This is a genomic window from Paraburkholderia madseniana (assembly GCF_009690905.1).
GTDB lineage: Bacteria > Pseudomonadota > Gammaproteobacteria > Burkholderiales > Burkholderiaceae > Paraburkholderia > Paraburkholderia madseniana.
In genome coordinates this window covers 94,664-121,648 of sequence record NZ_VOSW01000012.1, presented here as the reverse complement: position 1 = coordinate 121,648, position 26,985 = coordinate 94,664, and the positions used below count along the sequence as shown (strand labels likewise).

Below are 26,985 nucleotides of genomic sequence, written 5' to 3'. Positions count from 1 at the left end.
GCCGCTGGGTGGGGCGGCATGGTCGAACCTCAGGGCGATGCGCTCGCGCTCGCTGGCACGCTTGGGAGTGAGTTTGCCGCGCCGCCGCCTGCATCCGGCGGCAACACGTCGTCCGGCGTGGGCGTCGGCGCCAGGGCCGGCTCGCCGCCGCCATGCACCTCACCGTCGACGGCCCTGTTTGCAGGCGCAGCCGTTGATGCCGGTGCTTGAAGGAGCGGCGGCTGCGGCGGCAGCGCGCGCGGTTCAACATCCGCGGCGGTTGCAGACGCCACGGATGTCGATGCCACCGATGCAGCGGATGCCGGTGCAGCGACAGCCGTAGCTGTGGCAACAGCAGGCGCATGGCGCGTCGTATTGCGCGTGCCAACCGGCGCCTCCGTCTTCCCGGGCGACGCTGCAAACAGATGCTGGAACCACTCGCGCAGCCTGCCCGAGCGTTCCGCAAACCAGCCCGGCTCCTGATCGGTCGCGAACCTGACGCGACTGTCCACCAGCTTCGAGCGTTGCGCGCGCTGGAAAAAGTCGCCGACGATCGGCAACGCGCTGTGCGCCCCCTGGCCCCAATAGTCGCTGCGCAAGGTGACCCGGTTGTCGTTGAAGCCGACCCACGCCCCGGCCACGAGTTGCGGCTGGATCAGGATGAACCAGCCGTCCGCGTTGCCCTGCGTCGTACCCGTCTTGCCCGCGACATCGCCACGCACGCCGAAGCGGCTGCGAATGCTCGAACCGGTGCCCCTGCTCACCACGTCGCGCATCACATCGACGAGGGTACGGGCGGCGTCGGCCGGCAACTCCTGTTTGGGCGATGCCGGCTCGAACTCGGCCAGCACTTCGCCGTTGCGGTCTTCGATGCGGGTGACCATCACCGGCTCGACGTAACCGCCAAGGTTGGCGATCGTGCCGTAGGCCGAGACCATCTCTTTCAGCGTCACTGGGCTCGTGCCGAGCGCGAGCGACGGCACCGGATCGAGTTCGCTGTCGCGCACGCCCATGGCGCGTGCCAGTCTCGCGACCTTGTTGGGACCGACCGTTTCCATCAACTGGGCGGTAATCCGGTTGCGCGAATAAGCTAGGCCGTCGCGCAGACTGATAGCCCGCTCGCTCGGCTCGTCCTCGTCGCTCGGACGCCAGACTTCGCCGCCGGCCAGCGGAATTTCGACGGGCTTGTCGATAAACGTATCGCTGGGTTTGGCGCCATCTTCGAAGGCTGCGGCGTAGACGAACGGCTTAAAGGTCGAACCTGGTTGACGCCGCGCCTGCTGGACGTGGTCGAACGGGTCCTGGCTGAAGTCTCGGCTGCCGACCCATGCCTTGATCTGGCCATTGCGCGGGTCCATGGCGAGGAAATCCGCCTGCACCCGGGTCTTGGACTCGCACACGCTCTTCACCAGGTCGCGGTCGGACGAGACCCGCTTCATCGCGTCGTCATCCGTCAGGCCGGCGTCTTTTGTGGCGCGATAGTCGGGCGTTTCGCGCAGGAAAGTCTGCAGCAGGTCGCGGCCATTCGCACAACTCGCGCGCGTGCCCCACGCCGAATTCGCGATGCCCTGCAACTGGTTGCCCTGCAAGGTCACGGCCTGAGTGGCCATGGTCTGCAAACGTGAATCGATGGTGGTCCGCACCACCAGGCCATCGGAATAGATGTTGTAGTCGTTGCGATCGGCCCATGCCGCGAGCCACTTGCGCAGTTGCTGCGCGAAGTGCGGCGCGGGTCCGGGCGGCTCGGTTTGCCGCTCGAAATCGATGCGCAAGGAACGGCGCGAAAGCGTTGCGTAGGCCGCGGGCGTGAGCTTGCCGTACTTGACCATTTGCGCCAGCACCGTGTTGCGCCGTTGCAAGGCGCGTTCCGGGTTGAGCACCGGGTTGTAGTAGCTATTGCCCTTGAGCATGCCGGTGAGCGTCGCGCTTTCCAGCACATTCAGGTCACCGGCCGATTTGTCGAAATAGGTTCGCGCCGCCATCTCGATGCCATAGGCGTTGTAGAGGAACGGCACCGTGTTGAGGTAGGTCTCGAGGATCTCGTCCTTGGTGTAGAGCGCCTCGATCTTGAAGGCCGTAATCGCCTCCTTGATCTTGCGGGTCAGCGTGGGGGCGCGGCCGATCTCGTCGGGATAAAGATTGCGGGCGAGTTGCTGGGTGATGGTCGAACCACCCTGGCGATCGCCGGAAAACGTGTGCAGCGCGGCGGACGCCGTGCGGCGCCAATCCAGCCCGAAATGCTGATAGAAGCGGTGGTCTTCCGTGGCGATCAGCGCATTCGCCACGTTCGGCGAGATGTCCTTGAGTTTCACCCACTCGCGGTTCGAGGGCTTGAATTCGGCCAGCAGTTTGCCGTCCGCCGAGAGAATCTGCGCCGGCTGCTCGATTTTCGCCTTGCGGATGTCGCCGATGCTGGGCGTGAACGGAATCAGGATCAGCACATACAGAACCAGCAGCACCGGGATCGCGGCACAGGCCCATGCCACGCCGCGCAGCGTGGGATGGCGCAGGTGCCAGAAGCCCCGGACGATGGGCTGGTTCGCCAGGGTTAGCCCTTTTTCAAGGGTCTGTAGGAATGAGGTGATCAGGCGCTTCACACTTGCTACCGTCTGCTGGGAAAGGCTGAATCCTACCAAGATGCTGAGCGAAGGCCGATTTTTGCGTCGCAGATGGACAAACCCAGGCGCCGCGCACAGGCAGAAACCCAAGCCCACTATAATGTCGGCAATTCTGACAAGAGGTGCTTCATGATCATCAAACCGCGCGTGCGTGGCTTCATCTGTGTATCGACCCATCCGGTTGGCTGCGAAGCCAACGTCAAAGAACAGATCGAATACGTCAAGGCACGCGGCCCCATCGCCAATGGCCCGAAAAAAGTGCTCGTGATCGGCGCCTCCACGGGCTACGGCCTCGCCGCCCGCATCAGCGCCGCCTTCGGCTCGGACGCGGCCACACTCGGCGTATTCTTCGAGCGAGCCGGCAGCGAAACCAAAGCCGGCACCGCTGGCTGGTACAACACCGCCGCCTTCGAGAAATTCGCCACCGAAAAAGGCCTGTACGCGACCAGCATCAACGGCGACGCGTTCTCGGATGAAGTCAAGCAACGCACCATCGAAGTCATCAAGCGCGATCTCGGTCAGGTCGACCTGGTCGTCTACAGTCTCGCCGCGCCCAAGCGCACGCATCCGAAAACCGGTGAAGTGTTCACCTCGACCCTGAAGCCGGTCGGCAAGGCCGTCAACCTGCGCGGCATCGACACCGACAAGGAAGTCATCAAGGAAACCGTCCTCGAACCCGCCACGCAAGCCGAAATCGACAACACTGTCGCGGTGATGGGCGGCGAAGACTGGCAGATGTGGATCGACGCCCTCCTCGAGGCCAACGTGCTCGCCGATGGCGCGAAGACGACCGCGTTCACCTACCTCGGCGAAAAGATCACGCACGACATCTACTGGAACGGTTCAATCGGCGCGGCCAAGAAAGATCTCGACGAGAAGGTGCTCGGCATCCGCGAGAAACTCGCGGCCAAGGGCGGCGATGCCCGCGTTTCGGTTCTCAAGGCGGTCGTGACGCAGGCGAGCTCCGCGATCCCGATGATGCCGCTGTACCTGTCGCTGCTCTTCAAGGTGATGAAGGCAAAAGGCACGCACGAAGGGTGCATCGAGCAGGTCTACGGACTCTACAAAGACAGCATGTACGGCACGACGCCGCACATCGACGAAGAAGGCCGTCTGCGCGCGGACTACAAGGAACTCGATCCCGAAGTGCAAGCGCGCGTTCAGGAACTCTGGACTCAGGTGACCAACGACAATATTTACGAGCTCACCGACTTCAGCGGCTACAAGACCGACTTCCTGCGTCTCTTCGGATTCGAGATCGCCGGCGTGGACTATGAAGCCGACGTCAATCCGGACGTGCAGATTCCCGGGCTCGTGCAGATGTGATGTTTGCTTGCGGGGTCTTTACGACCCCGCAAGCCGTGCGTTTTCGGCATGGGCAATGGACGCGTTCCGAATGGCGTCGTAGCCCAACTCATCCTGCGTATCAGCAGGGAAACGCCGCCTGCAGCGTGCGCAGAATGGCAAGCCCAATCGGGAAGTCGTCCGAGATGCTCGGATGGTTGGTGAAAAACTGATCGAGCAACGGATAGACGTTCTGATTGCCGATAGCAAGGTTCTGCGGCGGGCAGAACAGCGGCGGACGCTTCTTCGACACCAGATCCCCGTTCGCCCACCCCAGCGCATTGATCGTGCCGGTGATATAAGCCGCGTACACCGAGTTGTTGTCGGTATGAGCCCAGAGCTTGTATTGCGCGGCCGTCATCTCGGCGCTTGCGTTGAGAGTAAAACAGGCCGTCAGCAAAGCCAGTGCAAATTTCGATACCCGCATCTTTAAACCTTCAATCTGTGTCGCAAAAACGGCCATTGTAGGCGACTCGGATCGTGGCGCGCAGAACCACTCGACCCTTAGGTTTTTGTAAGCACTACGCAGGCATTTTTGTAAGCGTCCCGTGCGAATTGACCCCGTGATGCAAAAGCCGCCGACATTACCTGATAGCGTCAAGGCAGATGCAGCACGAATCAACTGCTCATGGCGTGCCGTTGCGGCAGTACGCCAGGTAGCCCGGGCGCGTGGCAAGGCGTTCCATGTAAGCTGTCAGCGCGGGAAAATCGGCGTGCTGCAATGGCGTTTCAAGCCAACGGTTGACCGAGAGCGCGATCGGAATATCCGCGAGCGAGAACGCCTGCCCGGCGATGAAAGCACCGGTTGTCTCCAGTTGCCTGTCGACGATCGCAATATGCCTCGCCCAGTTCGCGCACGAAAGGTCGATCTGCAGACGGTCCTGGTGAGCCGGTGAGTGCCGGACCAGCGCAAGAAACGCGTAGCTCCACGCCCGGTTCAGCTCGCTCGCCTGCCAGTCGATCCATTGATCGCACTTAGCGCGCTCGCAAGGATCGCCTGGGTAGAGCCAATCGCCGTCATAGCGGCCGGCCAGGTAACGGATGATCGAATTGGATTCCCACAGCACAAACTCCCCGTCCCGGATCACTGGAACCATCGCGTTAGGATTCAACGCGACGAATTCGGGCACGTCGGTCGCCCTGAATCCGGAACCCCAGTCCTCCCGTTCGAACGGCAGGGCGAGTTCGGCACACGTCCACAGTACTTTGCGCACGTTGATGGATGAGGCTTTGCCTAGTATCTGAAGCATAGGATCGGGGCCGCTCGTTCAGTCGCTACGGATAAATTCACCGGGAATCCGGCTCGAATCGTAGCGTATCGATAGCGCGACAAAGCGGACATAGACACTTTGCACGTTGCGCGCTGGGCCAGCCGTCGTCACGACAGAGGGTCGGCTAAACCGACTCAAAACCCGTGAGCACATTCACCGCGTTGACCCCGATCGCCGCGACCGCGTAACCGCCTTCCATCACGAACAGCGTCGGTTTCCCCAATCGTCCGATCGCCTCGCCGATGCGCAGATAGTCGGCGCTGCGCAGTTTGAACTGCGAAATCGGGTCCTCTTCGAAAGTATCGACACCGAGCGACACCACCAGCGCATCCGGCGCGTATTCAGCGACGCGCGCGCAAGCCGCGTCGAGCGCCACCGCATAGTCCGCCCATGCCGTACCCGGTTGCAGCGGGAAGTTCGCGTTGTAGCCGAGGCCCGCACCCGCACCGTTTTCGTCGGCGTGCCCGAGAAAGAACGGATACTCGGTGCGCGGATCGCCATGCAGCGACGCGAACAACACTTCGGAGCGGTGATAGAAGATGCTCTGCGTGCCGTTGCCGTGGTGATAGTCGACGTCAAGAATCGCCACACGTTTCGCGCCCGCGTCGAGGAATGACTGCGCCGCGACCGCCGCGTTGTTGATGTAGCAATAGCCACCCATATAGTCCGCCGCGGCGTGATGTCCGGGTGGCCGGCACAACGAGAACGCGCCGCGTGCGCCCTCCCTCACGTGGCGCGCGCCGGTCAGCGCGACATCCACCGCATCGCTCACGGCAGCCCACGTGCCCGCGGTGATCGGCACACCCGCATCCATCGAGTAGTAGCCGAGCTTGCCGTCGATATCTTCCGGCACGCGGTCCTGGCGCATGCCGCGCACCGGCCAGATGAGCGGCAGCGCGTCGTGCTTGCGGCCGAGCGCGCTCCATTCGTCCCATGCGCTGGCAAGAAACGCGATGAAGCCCTTGTCGTGAATACGGTGCACGGGATCGAGCCCGAACGATGCGGGCGCAATCACGTCGCCGAGCCTCGTTTCGCGCACCCGTTCCAGTATGAAATCAGCACGGCTCGGCATCTCGAAGCAAGGCTTCATTTCGCCGTCGATCAATTCAGCATGGCCATGGTGCAGCCGGTGCCGATCGCTATATACCGTCAACATGCAATGTCTCCTCTGGATGCTTGCTGCTCGAATCCGTGGCTTAACGCGTCGAGGTTGGTCACGCTCGTGAATACGACACTCAAGATACCTGCTCCTGAGTACGGTGTTCGCCATCGCTCGTCGCGAGGATGCCGTAGCAGGCCGGACGCCGGTCGCGAAACACGCCCCACGCATGACGGGTCGCGGCAACCGCATCCAGATCGAAACGATGCAGCAGGATCGCGGGCTCGTCGCGCCCGGCTTTCTGCACCTGCTCGCCGTACTGATCGGCGATGAACGACGAGCCGTAATAACGCTGCGGAAAATCGCGGCCCTGCTCGCGGCCGGTGCGGTTCGCGGCGATCAGCGGCACGAGGTTCGCGCCTGCGTGGCCCTGCATCACGCGTTGCCAGTGCGCGCTGCTGTCGAGCGAGGCGTCTTGCGGTTCGCTGCCGATCGCGGTCGGATAGAACAGCAGTTCGGCGCCGAGGAGCGCCATCGCGCGAGCCGTTTCCGGAAACCACTGATCCCAGCAAATGCCGACGCCGAGCATGCCGTAACGCGTCGGCCAGACGCGAAAGCCCGTGTCGCCGGGCGTGAAGTAGTACTTCTCGCTGTAGCCTGGGCCGTCAGGGATATGGGTTTTGCGGTAGCGGCCGAGCACGCTGCCATCTGCATCGATCATCGCCACCGTGTTGTAGAAGACGTTGCCGGCCCTTTCGAAAAAGCTGATCGGCAGGACCACGTTTAACTCGGCCGCGACGCGGCTAAAGCGCGTGATGGCGGGATGTCCATCGAACGGCAGCGCATGGCGGAAGTGCTTTGAATCCTGTTCGGTGCAGAAGTACGGCAGCTCGAAAAGCTCGGGCAGCAGGATCACCTGCGCGCCCTGCGCCGCCGCTTCGCGCGCGAGGCGCTCGGCTTGCGCGAGATTCGCCTCGCGATCCCATCCGGGTACGGCCAACTGGATTGCCGCCACGCTGACTTCGCGCATCTGATGTCTCCTCCGTGTTCGTCTGGGAAAATTCTGCCCGAGGAACGCGGCTGGGCGATAACGGGGAAACGGTCATCGAGGGGATAAATGTGGCCAATCTGGCCGGGGCGGCATGACGTTGGAGCTGGACTCGACGACAGCACGTAGCCGCGCCGCCGACACAGTGCGCACAAAAGAACTCCGGAAAGAACCGCAGGCTACGCGCAGCGGTAGTCGCTCGGACAACGACCGGTCCAGCGGCGAAACGCGTGCCGGAAGCCGGCCGTTTCGCTATAGCCGAGCCGCTCGGCGATATCCGACATCGACAGGCGCGTACGCACCAGGTAGTCGAGCGCGAGATCGTGGCGCACGCGGTCGAGCAGCGCCTGGAAGGCGGAGCCGCTGCCCGCGAGACGCCGTCTGAGCGTGCGCTCCGACACGCACAGCGCATCGGCGAGCGAGCGCAGCGAGCCGTAGCGGCGTGGGTCGGAATACAGCAGGCGCAGGCTGCGCGCCGTGACGTCGTTGCCCGCCGCGGTGGCCCATTCGCGTTCGAGTTGCGCGCATTGCTGGCGCGACATCAGATAGCTCACCGGCTCGGCGAGGGGCAACGGTTCGTCGAGCCAGTTGGCCGGAAAAATCAGCGCGTTTTCAGCAGCGTCGAAGGTGGCGTGGCGGCCTATCCGCTCTTCGTAGGCATCCGCATGGGCGGGTGCGCCGAACGCCACCTCAAGCGCGGATGGCGCGCGCCGCGCCGACAGCACGTCGCAGACCACCGCCCACATCGACGCGAGACACATGTCCGTATTGATCGCGGCGAGATCCGGCCGGTAGCGATAATCGGCCGCGACGATCGCCGCGACGTCTGCGTTGCGGCGCAGCGAAACCTTGAAGTAGCTTCCGAGCAGTAAGGGAAAGTCCTGGGCACATTGCAGCGCGTCGCCAAGCGTGGGGCTCACCAGCATCGCGTAACCGAGGATGCCGTAGCTCGAGATATGCATCGCGCGGCCGATGTCGAGGCCGATGCGCGTATCGCCGCAAGCCTGCAACGCGTTGGAGAACACGATCAATTCCTGCGCGTGCGTGACGAGCCCGGACGGCTGACGCAAATCGCCCTCGCTGACGCCGCTTCCCGCCAGCAACACCTCAGCGCGAATCCCCTGCCGCTCCAGCAAGGAGACGGCGGCGGCAATCGTATGCAAGGTCGCAACGCATTGGGCCGGCGACGGGTGCGGCGACCACGGTGCATCGGTCATGGGTGATTCTCAGGTTCCCTCGATCAACCGATGATATTTGATCAAATTTCCCAAAAGGAAAAATCCATGCGATGATTTGATCAAATCCTATGATGCAAAACGCCCAGCTTTTCCGAACAGGCTCGTCCGCGCAAAGTTTGCAGCCGCGCTTCGCGCCGTCTTCATCAACCGACTGGAGTCAACCTTGCAAAGCGACCTACGCGACGACCTGCGTGAATTCCTGGAACATCACCGCATCCATGAAGTGGAATGCGTGATACCGGACATGACGGGCGTCGCGCGCGGCAAGATCGTGCCGAAGAACCTGTTTCTCTCGGAAGGCAAGATGCACATGTCGAACGCGCTCCTGATGATTACCGTCAACGGCGAGTTCGCGGATTTCGAGCGCTTTGTCGGGCCGAGCGATCCCGACATGGTCTGCATTCCCGATCCGAACACGGTACGGCTCGTCCCATGGGCGATCGAACAGGTCGCGGTAGTGATCCACGATTGTGTCGGGCTCGACGGCAAGCCGATCGGCATTTCGCCGCGCGCGGTGTTGCGGCGTGTGCTGAAGCTCTATGAGGAAAAAGGCTGGCGCCCTGTGGTCGCGCCGGAGATGGAGTTCTACCTGATCGCGCAGAACAAGAATCCGCATGAACCGCTGCGCCCGCCGCTCGGCCGCGCGGGGCGCAGCGAAGCCGGCCGCCAGTCGTTCTCGATCGACGCCGTCAACGAATTCGATCCGTTCTTCCAGGACCTCTCACGTTTCTGCGAGATGACGCATCTCGGCGTCGAAACGCTTGTGCATGAAGTCGGCGCGGGGCAGATGGAAATCAATTTTTCGCACGGCGACGCGCTCGATCTCGCCGACCGCGTGTTTCTGTTCAAGCGCGCGGTGCGCGAAACCGCCTACCGTCATGGCATTTTCGCGACGTTCATGGCCAAGCCGATGGAGCATGAGCCCGGCAGCGCGATGCATATTCATCAGAGCATCGTCGATAGTCAAACCGGCGAGAACATCTTTTCACTTCCCGATGGAACGGCGAGCCCGCTGTTTTTCAACTATATCGGCGGCTTGCAGAAGTACATGCCGCAAGCCATGCCGATGTTCGCGCCCTACGTGAACTCCTACCGGCGTCTGTCGCGCTTCACCGCCGCGCCGATCAACGTGCGCTGGGGTTACGACAACCGCACTTGCGGCATCCGCGTGCCGAATTCCGGACCGGATGGACGGCGGCTCGAAAACCGCGTGCCGGGCGTCGACGTCAACCCCTATCTGGCGATGGCGGCCACTCTCGCCTGCGGCTATCTCGGCATGGTGGAGCAGCAGGAAGCGTCGGCGCCGATGATCGAAAGCGCCTACGACCTCGAATACGAATTACCACGTGGTCTCGAAGACGCGCTCAAGGCGCTCCTTAAGTGCACCGAACTCGCGGACGTGCTCGGCGACAACTTCGTGCAGGCCTATTGCGCGGTGAAGGAAAAGGAGTTCGAGACATTCTCGCAAGGCATTACCGCGTGGGAACGCGAGCATCTGCAACTGCTCGTCTGAACGCGGGCGGCTTATGGAAACGTCATCGGAGAAGCTGGATTTGAATACTCGCCAAGGCATCAACTGGGAGCGCGCGCAAGCGCTCGTCGAACGCGAACGCCGCGCGTTTGCCGAAGCCATGCCGAAATCTCGCGCGCTGTCCGAACGCGCTGCGCGCCACCTGTTGTTCGGCGTGCCGCTGCACTGGATGAACGACTGGTCGACGCCTTTCTCACTCTATGTCGAAGAAGCACGCGGCGCCGCGTTTACCGACGTGGACGGTCATCATTACGCGGACTTCTGCCTCGGCGACACGGGCGCGATGTTCGGCCACTCACCCGCTCCCGTGGCTCGCGCGCTGGCGGTACAGGCTGAGCGTGGTCTGACGACCATGTTGCCGGGCGAGGATGCCGCGTGGGTCGGCGAAGAACTCGCGCGCCGTTTCGGCCTGCCCTACTGGCAGTTCGCAATGACCGCGAGCGACGCCAACCGCTTTGCGTTGCGCTGGGCACGCGCGGCGACCGGTCGCAAACAGATCGTGATCTTCAACGGCTGCTATCACGGCACCGTGGACGACGTGTTCGTCGATCTCGTCGACGGCAAGCCGCAACAGCGCGACAGCCTGATCGGCCAGGTGCACGACCTGCTCGGCACCACGCGCGTGATCGAATTCAACGATCTGGCCGCACTGGAAAACGCGCTGAAAGATGGCGACGTGGCCTGCGTGCTGGCTGAACCCGCGATGACCAACATCGGCATGGTGCTGCCCGAACCGGACTACTGGCGGCAAGCGCAAGCGCTCATGCGGCGCTACGGCACGCTGCTCGCGATCGACGAAACCCACACCATCAGTTGCGGGCCGGGCGGTTATACGAGAGCGTACGGCCTCGAACCCGATCTGTTCATTCTCGGCAAACCGGTGGGCGGCGGCTTTCCGTGCGCGGTGTACGGTTTCAGCGCGGAGCTCGCGGCCCGCGCGCAGCACGCCAAGCGCAGCGCACCGCCCGGTCACTCCGGCATCGGCACGACCCTCACGGCGAACATGCTGGCGATGAGCGCGATCCGCGCGACGCTCGCCGAGGTAATGACCGACGCCGCCTACGACCACATGTTCGCGCTTGCCGAGCGGATCGAGACCGGCCTGAAAAGTGCGATCGCGCGTCACGGCCTCGCGTGGTGCGTGACGCGCGTCGGCGCCCGCACCGAATTCCAGTTCACGCCGACGCCGCCGCGCAACGGTGACGAAGCCGGCCGCCAGCTCGACCCGGAACTGGAGCACATCGTGCACCTGTACCTGCTCAATCGCGGCGTGCTGATCACGCCGTTTCACAACATGATCCTGGTATGCCCCGACACGTCGGCGGCCGACGTCGACAGACTGGTTTCTACATTCGACGCCTGCCTAGCGGAACTGACCTGAGCTGAGCTGAGCGTTTTCAGATCGAGGTTGATCGAGCGTGGCCGACGCTAAACTCTCGGCCCGTTTTTCCGGCCTTTTTGCAGTCTTTTTTCGGCTCCCGAACCGAGCTTTATGAAAACTTCGCGCCATCACACGCTGCAGGATCAGACCTACGAAACGCTGCGGCAGTGGCTGACGATCGGGCGCTTCGTGCCGGGCGAGCGCATCAAGATCCGTCACGTCGCCGCCGAGCTCGGCGTGGGCGAAATGCCGGTGCGCTCCGCCTTGCAGCGCCTTGCGGCCGAATCGGCGCTGGTGAACGTGCCCAATTGCGGCGTGACGGTGCCGCGCCTGTCGAAAGAGCAATTCGACGACGTGCTGCGCGTGCGTCTGATTCTCGAGGGCCAGGCCGCCGAACTGGGTGTGCCGCATCTCAGCGAGCATGATCTGGAAACGCTGGAAAAATTGAATGCGCAGATGGTGCAGGCCTTGCGGACCGCCGACGCCAAGGGCTATCTCGACGCCAACGAGGCGTTTCACCTGATTCTGTATCGCGCGGCCGGCTCGCCGCTTTTGCTCGAATTGATCGAAACGGTGTGGCTGCAGGTTGGGCCGATTTCGAATCTGTTGTTCGGCGACGCGCAGTTCGCCGCTACGCTCAACGACGCCCACGACGATTTGCTGAACGCCGCGAAGGCGCGTGATGCGGCTGGTGTGCGACGCGCGATTGAGCACGATCTGAGTCATGCGGCGAGCTGTTTGCGCGCGCAGTGTTTGTAGAAGCTGGACTTGCCCTGGGCGTTCGTACTCGGGATTCGCGTCACGTTTCAGGCTTCAGGTTTCGAGCCCGATACCCTGCGCCCGGCCGCCCTCGTCACGCTTTCAACGTCGCCTGCTCAAGAATCATGTCGTAAAGCGCCTGCGCCGCTGGCGACAACTGAGCGGTCTTACGCGCCACAAGGACGAGTGTGCGCGAAACCACCGGATGCGTGAGCTCAACCGTGCGAACCGTCGGATACGCGCCCTTCTGAATCGCGAGTGCCGGCACGACCGCCGCGCCCACACCCTGAGCGACCAGCCCCACGGCAGTCGAACTGCGCTGCACTTCATAAAACGAGCGCAGCGCCAGTTCGCTCTTTTCCAGCGCGACATCGAGCAATGCGCGATTGCCGCTGACCTCGCCGGCAAAAATCAGCGGATACGATTGCAATTGCCGCCAGGCAATGCGCCGCCGTTTCGCCAACGGATGATCTTCATGGCAAATCAGCACGTAGCGGTCTTCCGTCAACGGCACGCTGGCAAGATCCGGATGATGCTCGCCGGCGATATTGATGCCGAACTCCACCTCCCGGCGCAGCACCGCCTCCTCCACCGCGGACGACGCGTGATCGAGAATCTTGATCCGGTTATGCGGATAACGCGCAGCATAGGCCTGCAGAATGCGCGGCAGATACTGCACGCCCACGGTCGGCACGCAGGCGATCGACACATCGCCGCGACGGGCAACCCCCGTCTCGCGAATCTCCACCAGCGCATCGGCAAGCTCGCCCAACAAACGGCGCGCCTGCGGCAGAAAACTGCGCCCGATTTCCGTCAGCGCCATGGAACGCGTGGTCCGCTCGATCAGCGTGACGCCGAGATACGTTTCGAGCTTGCGCAGACGCTGCGTAATGGCCGTTTGCGTGACGTGCAGTGAATCGGCGGCGCCTTGAAAGCTGCCGCGATCCGCGATCGCGACGAACGCCTGTACGCCGAGCGTGTCGATTTTCATTAGAAAAATGAAGGAATTGGAATGATAAATTCATTTTACTCCGCCTTCGCCGCCGCACAGAATGAGCGGATTGGATCGATTTGACACCGCACACTGTGCGCGGATGTCAGCGAAAACGGTCCGGCAATCGGGTGCAATCGGGACAAAGGAGCGCGAGATGACTTCATCGACGAATTGGCAGGCAAAACAGTACGTGTTGTTCGAAAACGAGCGCACGCGTCCAGTCAGGGATCTGCTGGCGGCGGTCCCGGCGACGGATGTGCGAGTGGCGGTAGACATCGGCTGCAGCCCCGGCAATTCCACCGAAGCGCTGGCGGCCCGCCTGCCCGGCGCGGCGGTCAGCGGTATGGACAGTTCCGCCGACATGATCGCGGCGGCTGCGAGGCGCCTGCCGCAATTCCAGTTCGAGGTGAGCGACATTGAAACATGGGATGCTCCCGGCCCCTACGACCTGATCCTCGCCAATGCCGTGCTGCAGTGGGTACCGAATCACGAGCAACTGTTTCCATCGCTGGTGAAAAAACTTGCGCCGGGCGGCAACCTGGCCGTGCAGATGCCGGACAACCTCGACGAACCCGCGCACCGTCTGCTGCGCGAAATCGCGGCGGACGGCCCCTGGGCGAACAAGCTGAGGGGTGTGGAACGCACCATGCGCTACGGCGCCGACTGGTACTACGCGCTGCTCAAGCCACTGTGCGCACGGGTCGACGTGTGGCGCACCGTCTACCATCACCCCCTCGCGGGCGGCGCGGACGCGGTGGTCGAATGGTTCAAGGGCAGCGCGCTGAGGCCGTTCCTCGCCGAGCTCGACGACAGCGAGGAAGGCGTCTTCCTCTCGCGCTACCGGGATGCGATCGCGCGAGCCTATCCGGCCCAGGCTGACGGCACCGTGCTGCTGCCCTTCCCGCGGCTGTTTATCGTCGCTACGCGCTAGCGAAGTCGGGCCGCTAGCCGGTTGCCGCGCGGCGTTTGTGGTGCCGGAGTCGCTAGGGTCAGTCAGGCATTGCCGCTCGTGAATTCTGCGTGATATTGTGTAACGTATGCGGGGGGCGGCTTGCCGTCCTCACCGGAACGCAAATTACACCAGCGAGCGTCGCCATGAGTGATGTACGCCATCATCTGAGTCCGCGAGACCGTTTGGAGCTGTTGTGCTGGCTCACATGCGGCTGCCTGGGCGCCTATTACCTGAATGAGGACTGGCCTGACGCGGCGTTTCACGTGCAGGCCGCTCATAAGTGGCTCGACTACCGGTCCCGGGAAGCAGACTGGTTGAGTATCGCCAGATTGTCCGCAACCGCACTGGAGATTGCCCAGCGGCACGCGAAATTTGTCGAGGCCGATTGGGCGCGGGATGCTGTCGAGGAAATTCTCGATACAGACGAGCTCGACCCTCAGGCGAGGCTGGTGAAACAGGTGCTGGCGGATTGCCAGAACGCGCTTTCGGATAAGCGCCTGGCAGATTAATTTTTTCCCCACGCGGCACTTTGAGTGAGTCGGGACGCGGCGTTGGCTCCGCTGATCTGTTTGCCAGCGCCGCGCAGGCAGATTAAAAATTGTGCCGCAAACCTACGATCACGGAGAGTTGTTTATCCGTGTCCGAATTGACGATATTCGGAATCTGCGCCAGATTCTCCGTCTGCCCCGTCGCCGGGTTGATCCCCAGCCCGGCGCCGGAAGACTTCTGCCCGATCGCCACCGCATAGACCGCCGTCCGCTTCGACAGGCTATACACCGCGCCAAGGTTGATCTGGTGCACGCGTGTCGAAGCGCTGCTGCTCGGTTTGGCGTCGTTGAAAATATAGGCCAGACCAAGCTGCAAATCCGGCGCGAGCATATAGGTCGTATTCACCTCGGCAATGTCGAAAGAGACATCCTCCCCCGCGGGCCTCGCCGCACTCGCGAAATACTGGCTCTGCGACAGACGAGTATGCGTATAGGTGAGCGCCACGCCCGCCTTGCCGAACGCATACGAGCCCCCTGCTCCGAAAATCCTCACCTTGCTTGCCTGCTGCAGCAGACAATACGACGCATCGGCATTCGCGCAACTGAAATCGCCGATATATCCGGCAGTGCCGCCCAAGGCCGCCTGCAACGGCTGGTTCAACTCGAGATACCCCGCGCTCAGCGACAACGGACCCTGCGCGTAATTCGCCGCCAATGCCCAGCCCTTGTTCTGCGAAAATTTCCCCGCCACGCCACCCAGGCTGAACAACCCGCCCACCGTCAAGCCACCGAAGCTCGGGCTGATGTATTTGATCGAGTTGTTGAAGTTGAACGCTTCGTTGAGGTTGTCGACGTCGCCGAAATGCGAGCCGTACAGCGTCGCCCAGTTATTGCTCGATGCGTACGCACCCATGTAGTCGGAGAACGGATCGTATTGACGGCCGAACGTCAGCGCGCCGTACGTGCCGTTGTTCAAACCGACCCATGCGTTGCGGTTGAACAGCGTATTCGATTGCAACATCGCGCCGTTGCCGATCAGAAAGCTGTTCTCCAACGTGAAGTTCACTGTGGTGCCGCCACCGATATCTTCAGCGCCCGTCAGGCCCCAACGCGACGGCACCAGATTGCCGCCCGCCAGTTGATAATTCGCGTGGCCGTTGGTACTGCCGTCGGCGAGCGTCGTCTGCTGGTTGGTGGTGTACACGACGCCGGCGTCGACCGTGCCATAGAGCGTCACCGAAGATTGCGCATGTGCGCCCATCGCGAGGCCGCACGCGGCCAGCGCAAGCGCTGAGCGCTTGACGAATGTGTCTGCCATATTTTTTAGCCGGAAGTTGAGTGGTGAAATCAGCAACAACAAACAGGACACCCCGAGGACGCCCCGAACGAACGACACCATTCCGCCGCCGCTCAGCAATGAACGGCAACAGTCGATTGTTAGAACGTGGCGAGCTGGCGCGCGCTGGGTGTCTTGCGCGCTGTTCGATTACTGCCCGAAGCGCGCGTAGATATCCGGTCGCTTCTTACGCAAGATGAGACCGATCACGACGCCAAAGAGCGCCACCGCGAATACGATCCAGGGGAAAGACTTGACGATCGGGCTATCGGAGCCGCTGAGCGCATCGAGATTGCGCACCAGAATCACGCCGATATACAGCAGGCCGATGCCACCGATGAGGGGCGCGACGAACGAGTGCCATACGCGCGTATCCTTGCGCGTCTTGCGAAAGAACGCGATGATGGAAAAACTCGTCACCGCTTGAAGCATCACGATCCCGATCGTGCCGAGCGCCGAACTCCAGCTGAATACGATGTTGAACGCATCGCTGCCCGCCGCGATGAAGAGCCCGAGCAGAACGCACACAGAGAGCGTTTGCAGATAGCTCGCCACATACGGTGAACGGTATTTTTCGTGCACGCGATTGAGCGCTTGCGGCAGGATGCCCTCCAGGCTGAGCGCGTGGATATAACGCACCAGCGTGTTATGAAACGACAGCAGGCTCGCGAAGATACTGCTGAGCAACAGGAAGCTCATCACCGTCGTCACTGCACCGCCCAGGTACTTGCCGGATTGAATGAACCAGAAGTCACCCGGCTGCTTCGTCGCGACGGTGACCACGTCGTTCAGTCCGTACGCGCAAACAATCGTCCACGTGACGAAAGCGAAGAACACGAGAATCAGCATCACCGACACATACGTCGCGCGTGGCACGGTCACCTTCGGGTCCCGGCATTCCTTGCCGTAAATCGCCGTCGCTTCGAAACCGATAAACGACGCGAAGGCGAACATCACCGCAATGCCGAGGTGGCCGCTGAACACATGCTCCGGCGTGAACGGTGCAAGCGTGAGGCCGTTCGGGCCACCACCATGCACGACGATCGCAATCGCAAGCAGCAACAGGATGCCCAGTTCGAGACACATCAGCACGCCGAGCAACCGGCTATTCAGATCGATACCGCGGATGCCCGTGAATTGCACCACGGCCACGCAGATCAGCGAATAGCCGTACCAGGGCATCGCCGTGTGCAGGAGTGGAGAAAGAATCACCGTACAGAAAAATCCAAACAGCCCATACAGCGCGATCTGGATGAAGGTGTACGACATCAACGCGACGAGTGCGCCGGCCATGCCCAACGGCCGCCCAAGTCCGGCGGTGATGTACGCGTAGAACGCACCGGCGCGCACCACGTGGCGGCTCATCGACGCGAAGCCCACGCTAAAGATCAGCAGCACGACGCCGGCAATCACGAACGCGCCCGGAATGCCGGCGCCATTGCCCAGACTGATCGCGGGCGGCACCGCGCCAAGCATGCCGGTAAGCGGCGCGGCCGCGGAAATCACGAGAAACACGATCTGCCACAGGCCCAACGTATTGCCCTTCAGTTCCACGGGATTCTCCGCGTCGACCAGACGGGTCGGAGAGTAGGGTTCATTCATCGCTGCCTCTATTTTGTTGGCTAGTCTGGAACTCGCCTAAACCCTGGAAATACTGGTCCAGACGCTCGCTTGACCGACGTTCGACGTTTCGGTGTGAGCGCATGGTAGGTAGCTAAAAAATAAAGCGACTTCGCGAACTGCGCCAAATTTTCGATAAATTGCGCCAATGCTCGTGAGCGTCTCAGGCAGTGCGGTTCGCAGCGAATAGTTAGGAAACGGAAGTTTTTTCGTGTGAAGATTGCGCCTTCACGTGCTTTCAGAATGAAAGCAACTGCGGCGCCACCACCTTTATTGTTTTTTCCAGTTGCGCGTGGCGCGCCACAGCACGGTTGCGTCGGCATAACCCACGGCGCGAGCGATCGCCGCGTTGGTGAGCCCTTCACGTTCAAGCAGTCCTTCCACACTACGCTGCCGCTCTTCGCGCACGATCTGCCGCACGGAAGTCCCCGCCTCGGCCAGGTGCCGCTGCAACGAGCGATGCGAGAGACCGAGATCTTTCGCAATGTCGGCAACGATCAGCTTTTCGTGCGCGAGCCGCCGCGTCACCAGATCGCGCACCTGGTCGGCGATGCTGTGGGGCACCGCATCGCGCGCAATCAGATCGGTGGCATGGCGCTCCATCATGCGCGCCATTTGCGTGTCGGCGCTTTTGAGCGGCGCATCGAGATCCGACGGACGCAGGATCACGCCATTGAAAGGCTGCTGAAAGCGCACTGGCACGCGGAAAATGCGTGCATACGGTTTGAGGTCAGCGGGCGCGGCATGCTCGAAATGCACTTCGGCCGGATTCCACGCCGCGCCGCGCACGGCCCGGATCATATGGCACATCGTCGAGAGGCTGTATTCCGCGTCCTGCCGGCGCGGCCAGATCTGCGGATTGGCGATCTGATAGGTCCATACCGGCCATTCGCCATCGCGCAGCAACTCGCAGGTCGTGGTGTTCTGCCACGACGCGAGCGCGAGCGAGAACTTGCGCACTGCCGCGTTCAAGGTCGGCGACGACAGAAACACGAGACCCGCCGGCCCGAGCTCCGTCACCTGCAATTCGCTGCCCAGACGCAAGCCGAGCAACGGTTCGCCGAGTACTTCGGCCGCGCGCTCGAAAGCTGCCACGTAACGCGTGAGCGGCAGGATTTCATAGGGATTCGACAGGAGCTTGCGGCTCATGCCGAACGCTTCGAGCAGCGCGTCGCAATTGGCGCCTGATGCATCGAGTGCGCGCACAACCGGCCCCATGACCGCGGCGCGGATCATCGGGAAGCTACCGTTGAGCGTGACTTTTTTCATGCTGAGCGTCTCCTCTCAAGTCTTCGCTGATGTGCTGCAGTGTTCTTCCTCGTGGCGCACTTTATCGTTCATTTGGCGCGATAAGCAAGCGCGAAAATATTATTGGGTTCCTACGATTTGCCATCGACTCAGCGTTCGATGCGTTTCACGCAGCCTCGCGCGCAGTCCGGTCCAGCAAACTCCTTCCGGGAATCTTATGAACACGAATGCCACGAAAACCGCACACGCCCCCGTTCATCCGCTCGATCCGCTGAGTCCGGACGAAATGCAGCTTGCCTGCGATCTCGTGAAGGCCGCCGAAAACCTCGACGGGCACGCGCGCTTTCCGATGGTCGAATTGCGCGAGCCGCCGAAGGCCGAAGTGATCGCATTCAAGGCCGGCGAATATTTTTCGCGCACGGCGTTCGTCCTGGCAATTGATCGTACGAATGGAGCGACCACCGAATTCCATGTAGACCTGAGAGAGAAAAGAGTCGCCTCGCACAACGTGCTGCCGTTCGATCAGGCGCCATATGGCCAGCCGCCGATCATGATCGAAGATTTCATGAACGCCGAGCAAATCGTCAAGAGCGACGACGCATGGCGCGTTGCGGTGATGAAGCGCGGCCTCACCGAGAAGGATCTGGAGCGCGTCCAGGTCGATCCGTTTTCCGCCGGCTGCTTCGACCGCGAGAACGAGAATGGCCGCCGCCTCGTGCGTTGCGTGAGCTACTACCGCGAGACCGTGACCGACAACGGCTATGCGCATCCGATCGAGGGCGTGGTGGCGGTGGTCAATCTGCTCGAGAAGAAAGTGATCGAGTTGGTGGACGACGGCCGCATCATTCCGATTCCGCGCGCGAAACACAACTACGACACACCGAGCCTCGGCGAGCCGCGCAGCACACTCAAACCGCTGTCGATCAGCCAACCCGAGGGGCCCAGCTTCAAGATCGACGGTTGGCACGTGAGCTGGCAGAACTGGAACTTCCGGGTCGGCTTCACGCCGCGCGAAGGGCTGGTGCTGCATCAATTGTCGTGGGACGACGGCAAGAACACGCGGCCGATCATCTACCGTGCGAGCGTGACGGAGATGTGCGTGCCCTACTCCGACCCGAGCACGAATCACTACTGGAAGAGCGCATTCGATGCCGGCGAATACGGCCTCGGCAAACTGGCGAATCAGCTTGAACTCGGTTGCGATTGCCTCGGCACGATCCGTTATTTCGACATTCCGTCCGCCGACGATTTCGGCAATGCGTTCGTGATGAAGAACGCCGTGTGCATGCACGAAGAGGACTACGGCACCTTGTGGAAGCACTACGAGTTTCGCACCGGCGTCTTCGAAATGCGCCGCTCGCGACGCCTCGTGATCTCCTTCTTCGCGACGGTCGGCAACTACGACTACGGCTTCTACTGGTACCTGTACCAGGACGGCACCATCCAGCTCGAATGCAAGCTGACCGGCATCGTCCAAACCTCGGCCGTAGCCGACGGCGACACGTATCCGTGGGGCGGCATGATCACCGAGAACCTCGGCGGCCCGACCCATCAGCACTTCTTCAATGCACGGATGCACATGATGGTGGACGGCGAGCGCAACACCGTGACCGAACACGAATTCGTGCCGCGTCCGATGGGCGAAACGAATCCGTACGGCAACGTCTTCGACACCACCAAACACGTGTTCAAGACCGAGAGCGAAGCCGCACGCCTGGCGAACGGCCGCACCGGACGTTATTGGAAGGTGACCAACCCGAACGTGAAGAACGCTGTCGGCGCGAATCCGGGCTACAAGCTGATCGTGAACGACTCCCCGCTGATGCTCGCCGACGAGCGCTCGAAGGTCCGCCAACGCGGCGGCTTTGCGACACGTCACGTGTGGGTTACACCATTCGATCCGGCTGAACGTTACGCGAGCGGCGACTATCCGAACCAGCACGCGGGCGGTGACGGGTTGCCGCGCTACGTCGAGGCGAACCGCAACATCGAGAACGAGGACATCGTTTTGTGGCACAGCTTCGGCCACACGCATGTGTGCAAACCCGAGGACTTCCCCGTGATGCCGGTGGAATACGCCGGCTTCATGCTCAAGCCGAACAACTTCTTCTCCGCCAACCCGACGATGGACTTACCGTCGGAGCGTGACCAGAACAGCGTCGAAGACGGCAAGTCCGCGGATCATGGCTGCTGCAAGCGCTGATTCGATGGCGCGCCGCGCGCGGCTCGCTGCTGCACGCGTGGCCGACGCGGCATGCGTGCGTCCCGCGACTGCGTGCAGCGTAGTACGCCGGCTGACTTCAAACGAAGGCGGCGTGGCACGCATGCTGATTGCGGGCGCGGGTGCGGGCGCGGGCGCTGCGGTGCACGGGCGGATTGCGTGCGCGAGGAGCACGGTACGCGGGTTAATTGCGGGCGTGGGTTGGGTAGCACGTGTGTTGATGGCGAGCATGGGTGGCGCAGCGCGCGGGCTGACGGCGAGCGTGAGTTGGGCAGCGCGTGTGTTGGTGACGAGCGTCGGTGGCGCGGCACGCCGGCTGACGGCGAGCATGAGTGGTGCGGCGTGTGTGCTGCTCGTGAGCGGTGCCGCGACGCTGGTGACGCAAGCCGGCCTCGGCCAACGAGCCAACGCGTTGTGGATGAGCGCGTTGGCGTTAGCAACGATGACGATCGTGCCGCTGTTGATGTCGCGCGTATCCAGGACACACACCACGCTTGCGACGGCGGTGACGTTGATTGCCACGATGAGTGCGATGGGCGTCGTGCCGGCGTATGTGAGTGGACTGGAGCATTCCACCACGATAGCTGGGTTGTTTGTGGCGGTAGGTGGCGTGTTGCTGTTGTACGGGCGGCATCTTGTTGGCTCGTCAGCCTTGCCTCATGAGGATTTCGATCGAAATCAGTACGCGGATCAAAACACGGATCAGTCGCCCAGAGCCATCCACGCAACCGGCACGACGGCGCTGCTCGCATTGCTTGCGGGCATATCGAGCGGCAGTCTTGCGCGTTTCCAGTTGTATGCGATTTGCGGCATGAGTGGCGCCCAACCGATATGGCAGATCTTGCTCTCGGCGGGTGCCGTTTGCGCGCTGGCGTTCATCGCCGACCGTTCCGGCAACAGCAACCGAATGTTGATTGTGCTGTACGTGCTACGAGCGGCGTTAATTGGGGTCCTCGCAGCCGTGGACAGTCCAACACTTGCACTACTCGCAGCAAAGATATTTCTGGTTCTCGACTGCCTGACGATTCCGGCGCTGATGAAACTGCGGAAAAAATCGCGCAGCGCATTGAGCGCGGGTTGTCCCGGCGGGGCGCACCACATCGGGATGGTGTTGGGCGCAACGTTATCGACGACGCCCTACTTTTTCGGCGACGGATTCATCGTGCTGTATGCGCTAAGCGCGATCACGAACCTGATATGTGCCGGCACATTAGCAACCAACTGGTTCGAAAGAAAGGCGCACCGCGAGCACCTAAACCATCACTCCCGCCAGGCAGACTCTTCCGACGAGCACGAAGTGCAAGTCGGGAAGTATGACTCCTTTGTCACGAACGCCGAATGCACGAGAACACAGATTCCAGATGCACCACTACCGTCTGCGAGCTGCGGGCCCCACTTAGCAGGAGTGGTTTGAGCCGCTTTCTTTTGCCTACTTTTCTTTGCGGCATGCAAAGAAAAGTAGGTGCCGCCCCGCACAGGGGCAACGCTAATAGACCACTAGCAATTCAAGGAAAGGCCAAAGCCCCAGGCAAGCAAACAAAGCGACAACCGAATAGCACCACCACCATCACCCCGTCGGAGACAAATGATGCCCGAACAGAAAACCCCAGCAAAGCTGCCAACCACAATGTTCATCAACGGCGAAAAAACCCCAAGCGCCGCAGGCAAAACCTTCCCCATCTACAACCCATCGACAGGCGAAGAACTAGCCCACCTCCCAGACGCATCAGAAACCGACATCGACCACGCGGTCAAAACCTCAAAAGCAGCCTTCGAGTCAGACACCTGGCGCAGAATACCGCCAGCCGCTCGCGAACGTCTGATGCTAAAACTAGCCGACCTGGTAGAACAACACACTGACGAACTAGCCACATTAGAAACCCTAAACCAGGGAAAACTAATAGCCTTCTCCAAGATGCTGGAAGTCTCAGGCAGCGTCCAATGGCTCCGCTACATGGCCGGCTGGGCCACCAAAATCGAGGGCACCACCTTCGACGTGTCGATCCCCTTCCCACCCGGCACCCGCTACAACGCCTCAACAAAACGCGTCCCAGCAGGCGTAGTCGCCGCAATCGTGCCGTGGAATTTCCCGCTCCTGATGGCGGTCTGGAAGATCGCCCCAGCCCTCGCATGCGGTTGCACCGTCGTGCTGAAACCAGCGGAAGAAACGCCTTTAACAGCAATCCGCCTGGCCGAACTGGCCTATGAAGCCGGCTTCCCTCCGGGCGTATTCAACGTCGTCACAGGCCGCGGCGAAACCGCCGGCGCAGCGCTAGTCAAGCATCCGCTCGTGAACAAAGTCACCTTCACGGGATCAACAGAAGTGGGCCGCATCATCGGCCGCCAATGCGCAGGCGATCTGAAACGCGCATCGCTGGAACTGGGCGGCAAGAGCCCCGTGATCGTACTGGACGACTGCGACCCGAAGAAAGCGATCGAAGGCGCCGCCGGCGCGATTTTCTTCAACCACGGGCAGGTCTGTACCGCGGGTTCCCGCCTGTACGTTGCGCGCTCGATTTACGACGAAGTGGTGGAAGGTATCGCCGCCGTAGCCGATGGGATCACATTGGGTTCCGGTTTCGATGCCGCAACGCAGATGGGACCCATGGTTTCCGCACGGCACCGCGACAAGGTCATGGGAATGATCGCGCAAGGCCGCCAGGAAGGCGGCGAGATCCTGTCACGTGACGCGGCCGTTGATGCGGATGGCTTCTTTGTCCGCCCGACGGTCATTGCCAATCGCGCATGCAAGCCGCTTTCCGTGGTCAGGGAGGAGGTTTTCGGACCGGTGCTGGTGGCGATGCCTTATGACGATATCGATGAGGTCCTGATTCAGGCCAACGCATCGGAATATGGTCTTGGCGCGAGTGTGTGGACGAATCAGCTCGACAAGGCGCTGCGGCTGGTTGACGGCATCGAAGCGGGGACCGTTTGGGTCAACACGCACAACATGGTCGATCCCGCCATGCCGTTCGGCGGATTCAAGGCGTCCGGAATCGGACGCGAGCACGGCAACGCCATTGTGGATGCTTATACGGAAAGCAAGTCGGTCTGCATCGCGTATTGACCGGTCGCTGCACGTCTTGCGGCACGAACACATCGTCGCCGCAAGACGTGCAGACCTGTAACACCTCGAGGGCAACACAGTAAAATACCAGGCACCCGCGCCGCTGCGCGTCAGCCTACCCTTGGGTGCCCAATCTTGAAACGCAAAATGCCCGCGCTGAACGCGCTGAAAGCCTTCGAAGTCGCCGGCCGCACAGGCAGCTTCACGCGCGCAGCGGAACTGCTGAACGTGACGCAAAGCGCGGTCAGCCGGCAAGTCCGGCAACTGGAAGCCCAACTCGGCGAGACGTTGCTCCAGCGTCACCATCACCACCTCGAACTCTCGGCCGCCGGCCGCATTCTCCTGCAAGCACTGCAACAATCATTCGACCGGATCGAGCTCACGGTTCGCAGCTTGCAGGAGAAAACCCATCGCAACCGTCTGCGTATCAACGCGCCACCCACCTTCACGAGCCGCTGGCTGATGCCGCGTCTCGGACGTCTGCGCGACGCGCATCCGCATCTCGAACTCAGCCTGTCGACCCGCATCGACGACAATCTCGCCGAATCAGGCGTGCTCGACTGCGCCATCCGCTTCGGCAACGGCGAGTGGGAAGGCGTGGACAACCGCTTGCTGATGAACGAACGGCACATCGCCGTCTGCGCCCCCGCGTTGCTCGCGCGCGAGGCAGGCCGCGCGGCCATCGATCTGAATCAGTTCACGCTGCTGCACGTGCTCGCGAGCGCCGATCAGCGCTATCTGACCTGGCAGCATTGGTTGAAGGCCGCCGGCATCGAGAACGTCGACACCCGCGGCGGCTACGAATTCGATTTGCTCGATCACGCGATCCAGGCCGCTATCGACGGGCTCGGCGTGACCATCGCCGATCGTCACATGATCGGGCGCGAACTCGCGGAAGGCCAACTCGTACAGGTGCTGAACGTGCACGTCGACGGACATCAGTCGTATTGGCTCGTCACGCGTGCGGAACAGGACGAGCTGCCGCACGTCGCGCTGTTCCGCGACTGGCTGCAGCAGGAGATCTGGTTGACCGAGCGCGCGCTCGATTCGTCGGAGTCGGCGCAGTTGGGCGAAGCGGATTGAGCCGGGCGAAGTCAGGCGGCCGCAGCGAGCTCCGCCGCTTCGGGTTTAAAGGCAGCTTCGACGGCAGCGTCCATGAGGATCATCTCGGCGCCCTTCTCCGCGACCATCATCGTCGGTGCATTGATGTTGCCCGACGTGATGTTCGGGAAGATCGACGCATCGACCACGCGCAAGCCGGTAATGCCGTGCACCCGCAACCGCGCATCGACCACTGAGGTGCGTGGGTCGTCGCCCATCGCGCACGAGCCGCACAGGTGATAGATCGAACCCGATTGCTCGCGGAAATACTGCAGGAAGCCTTCGCGCGTATTCACCTGCGGTCCCGGCGAGATTTCCTCGACCGTGATCTCCTTCAACGCCGGCGAAGCCATCACTTTGCGCACCAGTTCGCAACCCTGGATCACTTCGTCGATGTCTTTCTCCGTGGTCAATGCGTTGATACGGATTTTCGCGGCGTCTTCAGCACGGTTCGACGCGATCTCGATCGAACCGCGGCTGGTCGGCCGGCACGGGTTGAATGCCAGCAGGAAGCCCGAATACGGCTCGGGTTCGAGATTCGCCTTGTTGCTCTTCGGAATCCGGTACGACAGCGGATTGAAGTACAACTGCAGATTCGGCTGCACTTCCTGATCGTTGCCCTTAAAGAACCCGCCCGACTGGTTCACGCTCATCGCGAGCGGCCCCTTGCGCGTCAGCAGATACTGCAGGCCGAGCTTGAGCTTGCCGAGCAACGGGCGCATTTCGTCATTCAACGTCTTCACGTTCGCGCGATAGTAGAAGCTCACGCACAGATGGTCCTGCAGATTCTGCCCCACAGCGGGCAGTTCCTTGACCATCGCGATGCGATGCTTCGCCAGCAATGCGCTGTCGCCTACGCCTGAGAGTTGCAGCAGCTTGGGCGAATCGACCGCGCCCGCCGACAGGATCACCTCGCGGTTCGCCATGAACTGCCGCGTGGCACCATTCTGCGTCACGCTCACACCAATTGCCCGCTGGTTGCCGTCGAATAGCACGCGGCTCGCGAGCACGTCTCGCTCGACCGTCAGGTTCTTGCGCGTCAGCACCGGATGCAGATATTCGAAGCTGCTCGACGAACGCTGCCCGTTGCGCGTATTCACGTCGTAGATGCCCGCGCCTTCGAATCGTTCACCGTTGAAGTCGTCGCTGCGCTTGTAGCCGGCCTGGTCGCAGCCTTTCAGGAACACGTGGCAGATCGGATGAACTGCATCTTTCATCGGCGAGATACGGATCGGGCCGTCCGCGCCGTGATACTCCGTGTTGCCGAGCGGATGCGATTCGAGCTTGCGGAAATACGGCAGCACGTCGCGAAACGCCCAGCCCTGATTGCCCGCCGCAGCCCAGTCGTCGAAATCATGCGGCTGGCCGCGCACGTAGATCATCGCGTTGATCGAGCCGGAACCGCCCTGCACCTTGCCGCGCGGGCAATAGATCGGCCGGTTGTCGAGTTCCTTTTCGGGCTCGCTGTAGTACATCCAGTTATAGGTTTCGTTGTAGTACGTCTTGGTGAAACCCACCGGGATCTTGAACCAGAACGAGCTGTCCTTGCCGCCCGCTTCGAGCAGCAGCACCGAATATTGGCCCGACGCCGAAAGGCGATTGGCGAGAATGCAGCCCGCCGAACCCGCGCCGACGATGATGTAATCGTAGTTCATGCTCTATGTCGCCAAGCGGCGCCCAATCCATTGAA

General features: G+C 61.8%; 22 protein-coding genes. 10 read left to right on the top strand and 12 right to left on the bottom strand.

The window, feature by feature from the left end; all coding sequences use genetic code 11:
* Positions 1 to 29: 29 nt before the first annotated feature.
* Complete coding sequence (locus tag FSO04_RS08875; RefSeq protein WP_168435616.1) at positions 30 to 2,576, bottom strand: penicillin-binding protein 1A; 2,547 nt, start codon at positions 2,574 to 2,576, stop codon at positions 30 to 32.
* Between the two features lie 150 nt (positions 2,577 to 2,726).
* Here FSO04_RS08875 and fabV point away from each other — a divergent pair, with 150 nt between their 5' ends.
* Positions 2,727 to 3,923 carry an enoyl-ACP reductase FabV gene (fabV, locus tag FSO04_RS08870; RefSeq protein WP_093633701.1) on the top strand — a complete coding sequence of 399 codons (1,197 nt, stop codon included), beginning with the start codon at positions 2,727 to 2,729 and terminating at the stop codon, positions 3,921 to 3,923.
* A 100-nt stretch (positions 3,924 to 4,023) separates the two neighbouring features.
* Here fabV and FSO04_RS08865 read toward each other — a convergent pair whose 3' ends face one another.
* The 5 genes from FSO04_RS08865 to FSO04_RS08845 all read right to left on the bottom strand — a co-directional run bounded on the left by FSO04_RS08865 (position 4,024) and on the right by FSO04_RS08845 (position 8,576).
* The gene (locus tag FSO04_RS08865; protein WP_154559318.1) at positions 4,024 to 4,368 is read right to left on the bottom strand and encodes a hypothetical protein; all 345 of its coding nucleotides are present in this window, start codon (positions 4,366 to 4,368) and stop codon (positions 4,024 to 4,026) included.
* A gap of 199 nt (positions 4,369 to 4,567) precedes the next feature.
* Positions 4,568 to 5,191: a glutathione S-transferase family protein gene (locus FSO04_RS08860; protein ID WP_154559317.1), complete on the bottom strand. Its 624-nt coding sequence runs from the start codon at positions 5,189 to 5,191 to the stop codon at positions 4,568 to 4,570.
* Between the two features lie 145 nt (positions 5,192 to 5,336).
* Positions 5,337 to 6,368: a histone deacetylase family protein gene (locus FSO04_RS08855; RefSeq protein ID WP_154559316.1), complete on the bottom strand. Its 1,032-nt coding sequence runs from the start codon at positions 6,366 to 6,368 to the stop codon at positions 5,337 to 5,339.
* A 79-nt stretch (positions 6,369 to 6,447) separates the two neighbouring features.
* Positions 6,448 to 7,341: an N-carbamoylputrescine amidase gene (gene aguB, locus FSO04_RS08850; protein ID WP_154559315.1), complete on the bottom strand. Its 894-nt coding sequence runs from the start codon at positions 7,339 to 7,341 to the stop codon at positions 6,448 to 6,450.
* A 197-nt stretch (positions 7,342 to 7,538) separates the two neighbouring features.
* A complete protein-coding gene (locus tag FSO04_RS08845; RefSeq protein ID WP_154559314.1) occupies positions 7,539 to 8,576 on the bottom strand; it encodes an AraC family transcriptional regulator in 1,038 nt (345 codons plus the stop codon).
* A gap of 184 nt (positions 8,577 to 8,760) precedes the next feature.
* Between FSO04_RS08845 and FSO04_RS08840 the strand changes: the two genes are divergently transcribed.
* The 3 genes from FSO04_RS08840 (at position 8,761) to FSO04_RS08830 (ending at position 12,268) form a co-directional block, all read left to right on the top strand.
* Entirely contained in the window at positions 8,761 to 10,110 is a 1,350-nt protein-coding gene (locus FSO04_RS08840; protein WP_154559313.1) for a glutamine synthetase family protein, read from the top strand.
* A gap of 13 nt (positions 10,111 to 10,123) precedes the next feature.
* Positions 10,124 to 11,509: an aspartate aminotransferase family protein gene (locus tag FSO04_RS08835; protein ID WP_414693406.1), complete on the top strand. Its 1,386-nt coding sequence runs from the start codon at positions 10,124 to 10,126 to the stop codon at positions 11,507 to 11,509.
* A 111-nt stretch (positions 11,510 to 11,620) separates the two neighbouring features.
* Positions 11,621 to 12,268, top strand: coding sequence for a GntR family transcriptional regulator (locus FSO04_RS08830; RefSeq protein WP_154559311.1), 648 nt, complete (start codon positions 11,621 to 11,623; stop codon positions 12,266 to 12,268).
* 94 nt (positions 12,269 to 12,362) lie between these two features.
* On the opposite strand, the gene FSO04_RS08825 is transcribed toward FSO04_RS08830, so the two are convergent.
* On the bottom strand, positions 12,363 to 13,259 hold the full coding sequence (locus FSO04_RS08825) for a LysR family transcriptional regulator (RefSeq protein ID WP_154559310.1): 897 nt from the start codon (positions 13,257 to 13,259) through the stop codon (positions 12,363 to 12,365).
* Between the two features lie 157 nt (positions 13,260 to 13,416).
* On the opposite strand from FSO04_RS08825, the gene tam reads away from it, so the two are divergent.
* Together tam and FSO04_RS08815 are read left to right on the top strand one after the other, a co-directional pair.
* Positions 13,417 to 14,193 (top strand): trans-aconitate 2-methyltransferase, encoded by a 777-nt coding sequence (gene tam / locus FSO04_RS08820; protein WP_154559309.1) that lies wholly within the window; start codon positions 13,417 to 13,419, stop codon positions 14,191 to 14,193.
* A 164-nt stretch (positions 14,194 to 14,357) separates the two neighbouring features.
* Positions 14,358 to 14,723, top strand: a complete 366-nt coding sequence (locus tag FSO04_RS08815; RefSeq protein ID WP_054037539.1) for a hypothetical protein — start codon at positions 14,358 to 14,360, stop codon at positions 14,721 to 14,723.
* Positions 14,724 to 14,805: 82 nt separating this feature from the next.
* Here the strand turns inward: FSO04_RS08815 and FSO04_RS08810 are convergent, their stop codons facing one another.
* The 3 genes from FSO04_RS08810 to FSO04_RS08800 form a co-directional block, all read right to left on the bottom strand.
* On the bottom strand, positions 14,806 to 16,020 hold the full coding sequence (locus FSO04_RS08810; protein WP_154559308.1) for a porin: 1,215 nt from the start codon (positions 16,018 to 16,020) through the stop codon (positions 14,806 to 14,808).
* 168 nt (positions 16,021 to 16,188) lie between these two features.
* A complete protein-coding gene (locus FSO04_RS08805) occupies positions 16,189 to 17,640 on the bottom strand; it encodes an APC family permease (RefSeq protein ID WP_174825281.1) in 1,452 nt (483 codons plus the stop codon).
* Positions 17,641 to 17,928: 288 nt separating this feature from the next.
* On the bottom strand, positions 17,929 to 18,927 hold the full coding sequence (locus FSO04_RS08800) for an AraC family transcriptional regulator (RefSeq protein WP_154559307.1): 999 nt from the start codon (positions 18,925 to 18,927) through the stop codon (positions 17,929 to 17,931).
* Between the two features lie 196 nt (positions 18,928 to 19,123).
* On the opposite strand from FSO04_RS08800, the gene FSO04_RS08795 reads away from it, so the two are divergent.
* A complete protein-coding gene (locus tag FSO04_RS08795) occupies positions 19,124 to 21,109 on the top strand; it encodes a primary-amine oxidase (protein ID WP_154559306.1) in 1,986 nt (661 codons plus the stop codon).
* On the opposite strand, the gene FSO04_RS08790 is transcribed toward FSO04_RS08795, so the two are convergent.
* The gene (locus FSO04_RS08790) at positions 21,038 to 21,649 is read right to left on the bottom strand and encodes a hypothetical protein (protein WP_154559305.1); all 612 of its coding nucleotides are present in this window, start codon (positions 21,647 to 21,649) and stop codon (positions 21,038 to 21,040) included. The two genes, FSO04_RS08795 and FSO04_RS08790, sit on opposite strands and share 72 nt — an antisense overlap.
* Between FSO04_RS08790 and FSO04_RS08785 the strand changes: the two genes are divergently transcribed.
* From FSO04_RS08785 to FSO04_RS08775, 3 genes are all read left to right on the top strand, one after another.
* Positions 21,639 to 22,541 (top strand): hypothetical protein, encoded by a 903-nt coding sequence (locus FSO04_RS08785; RefSeq protein ID WP_199203018.1) that lies wholly within the window; start codon positions 21,639 to 21,641, stop codon positions 22,539 to 22,541. The two genes, FSO04_RS08790 and FSO04_RS08785, sit on opposite strands and share 11 nt — an antisense overlap.
* Before the next feature lie 174 nt (positions 22,542 to 22,715).
* On the top strand, positions 22,716 to 24,194 hold the full coding sequence (styD, locus tag FSO04_RS08780; RefSeq protein ID WP_154559303.1) for a phenylacetaldehyde dehydrogenase StyD: 1,479 nt from the start codon (positions 22,716 to 22,718) through the stop codon (positions 24,192 to 24,194).
* 147 nt (positions 24,195 to 24,341) lie between these two features.
* On the top strand, positions 24,342 to 25,277 hold the full coding sequence (locus tag FSO04_RS08775) for a LysR substrate-binding domain-containing protein (protein ID WP_154559302.1): 936 nt from the start codon (positions 24,342 to 24,344) through the stop codon (positions 25,275 to 25,277).
* An 11-nt stretch (positions 25,278 to 25,288) separates the two neighbouring features.
* On the opposite strand, the gene FSO04_RS08770 is transcribed toward FSO04_RS08775, so the two are convergent.
* A complete protein-coding gene (locus FSO04_RS08770; protein WP_154559301.1) occupies positions 25,289 to 26,950 on the bottom strand; it encodes a GMC family oxidoreductase in 1,662 nt (553 codons plus the stop codon).
* Positions 26,951 to 26,985 lie beyond the last annotated feature (35 nt).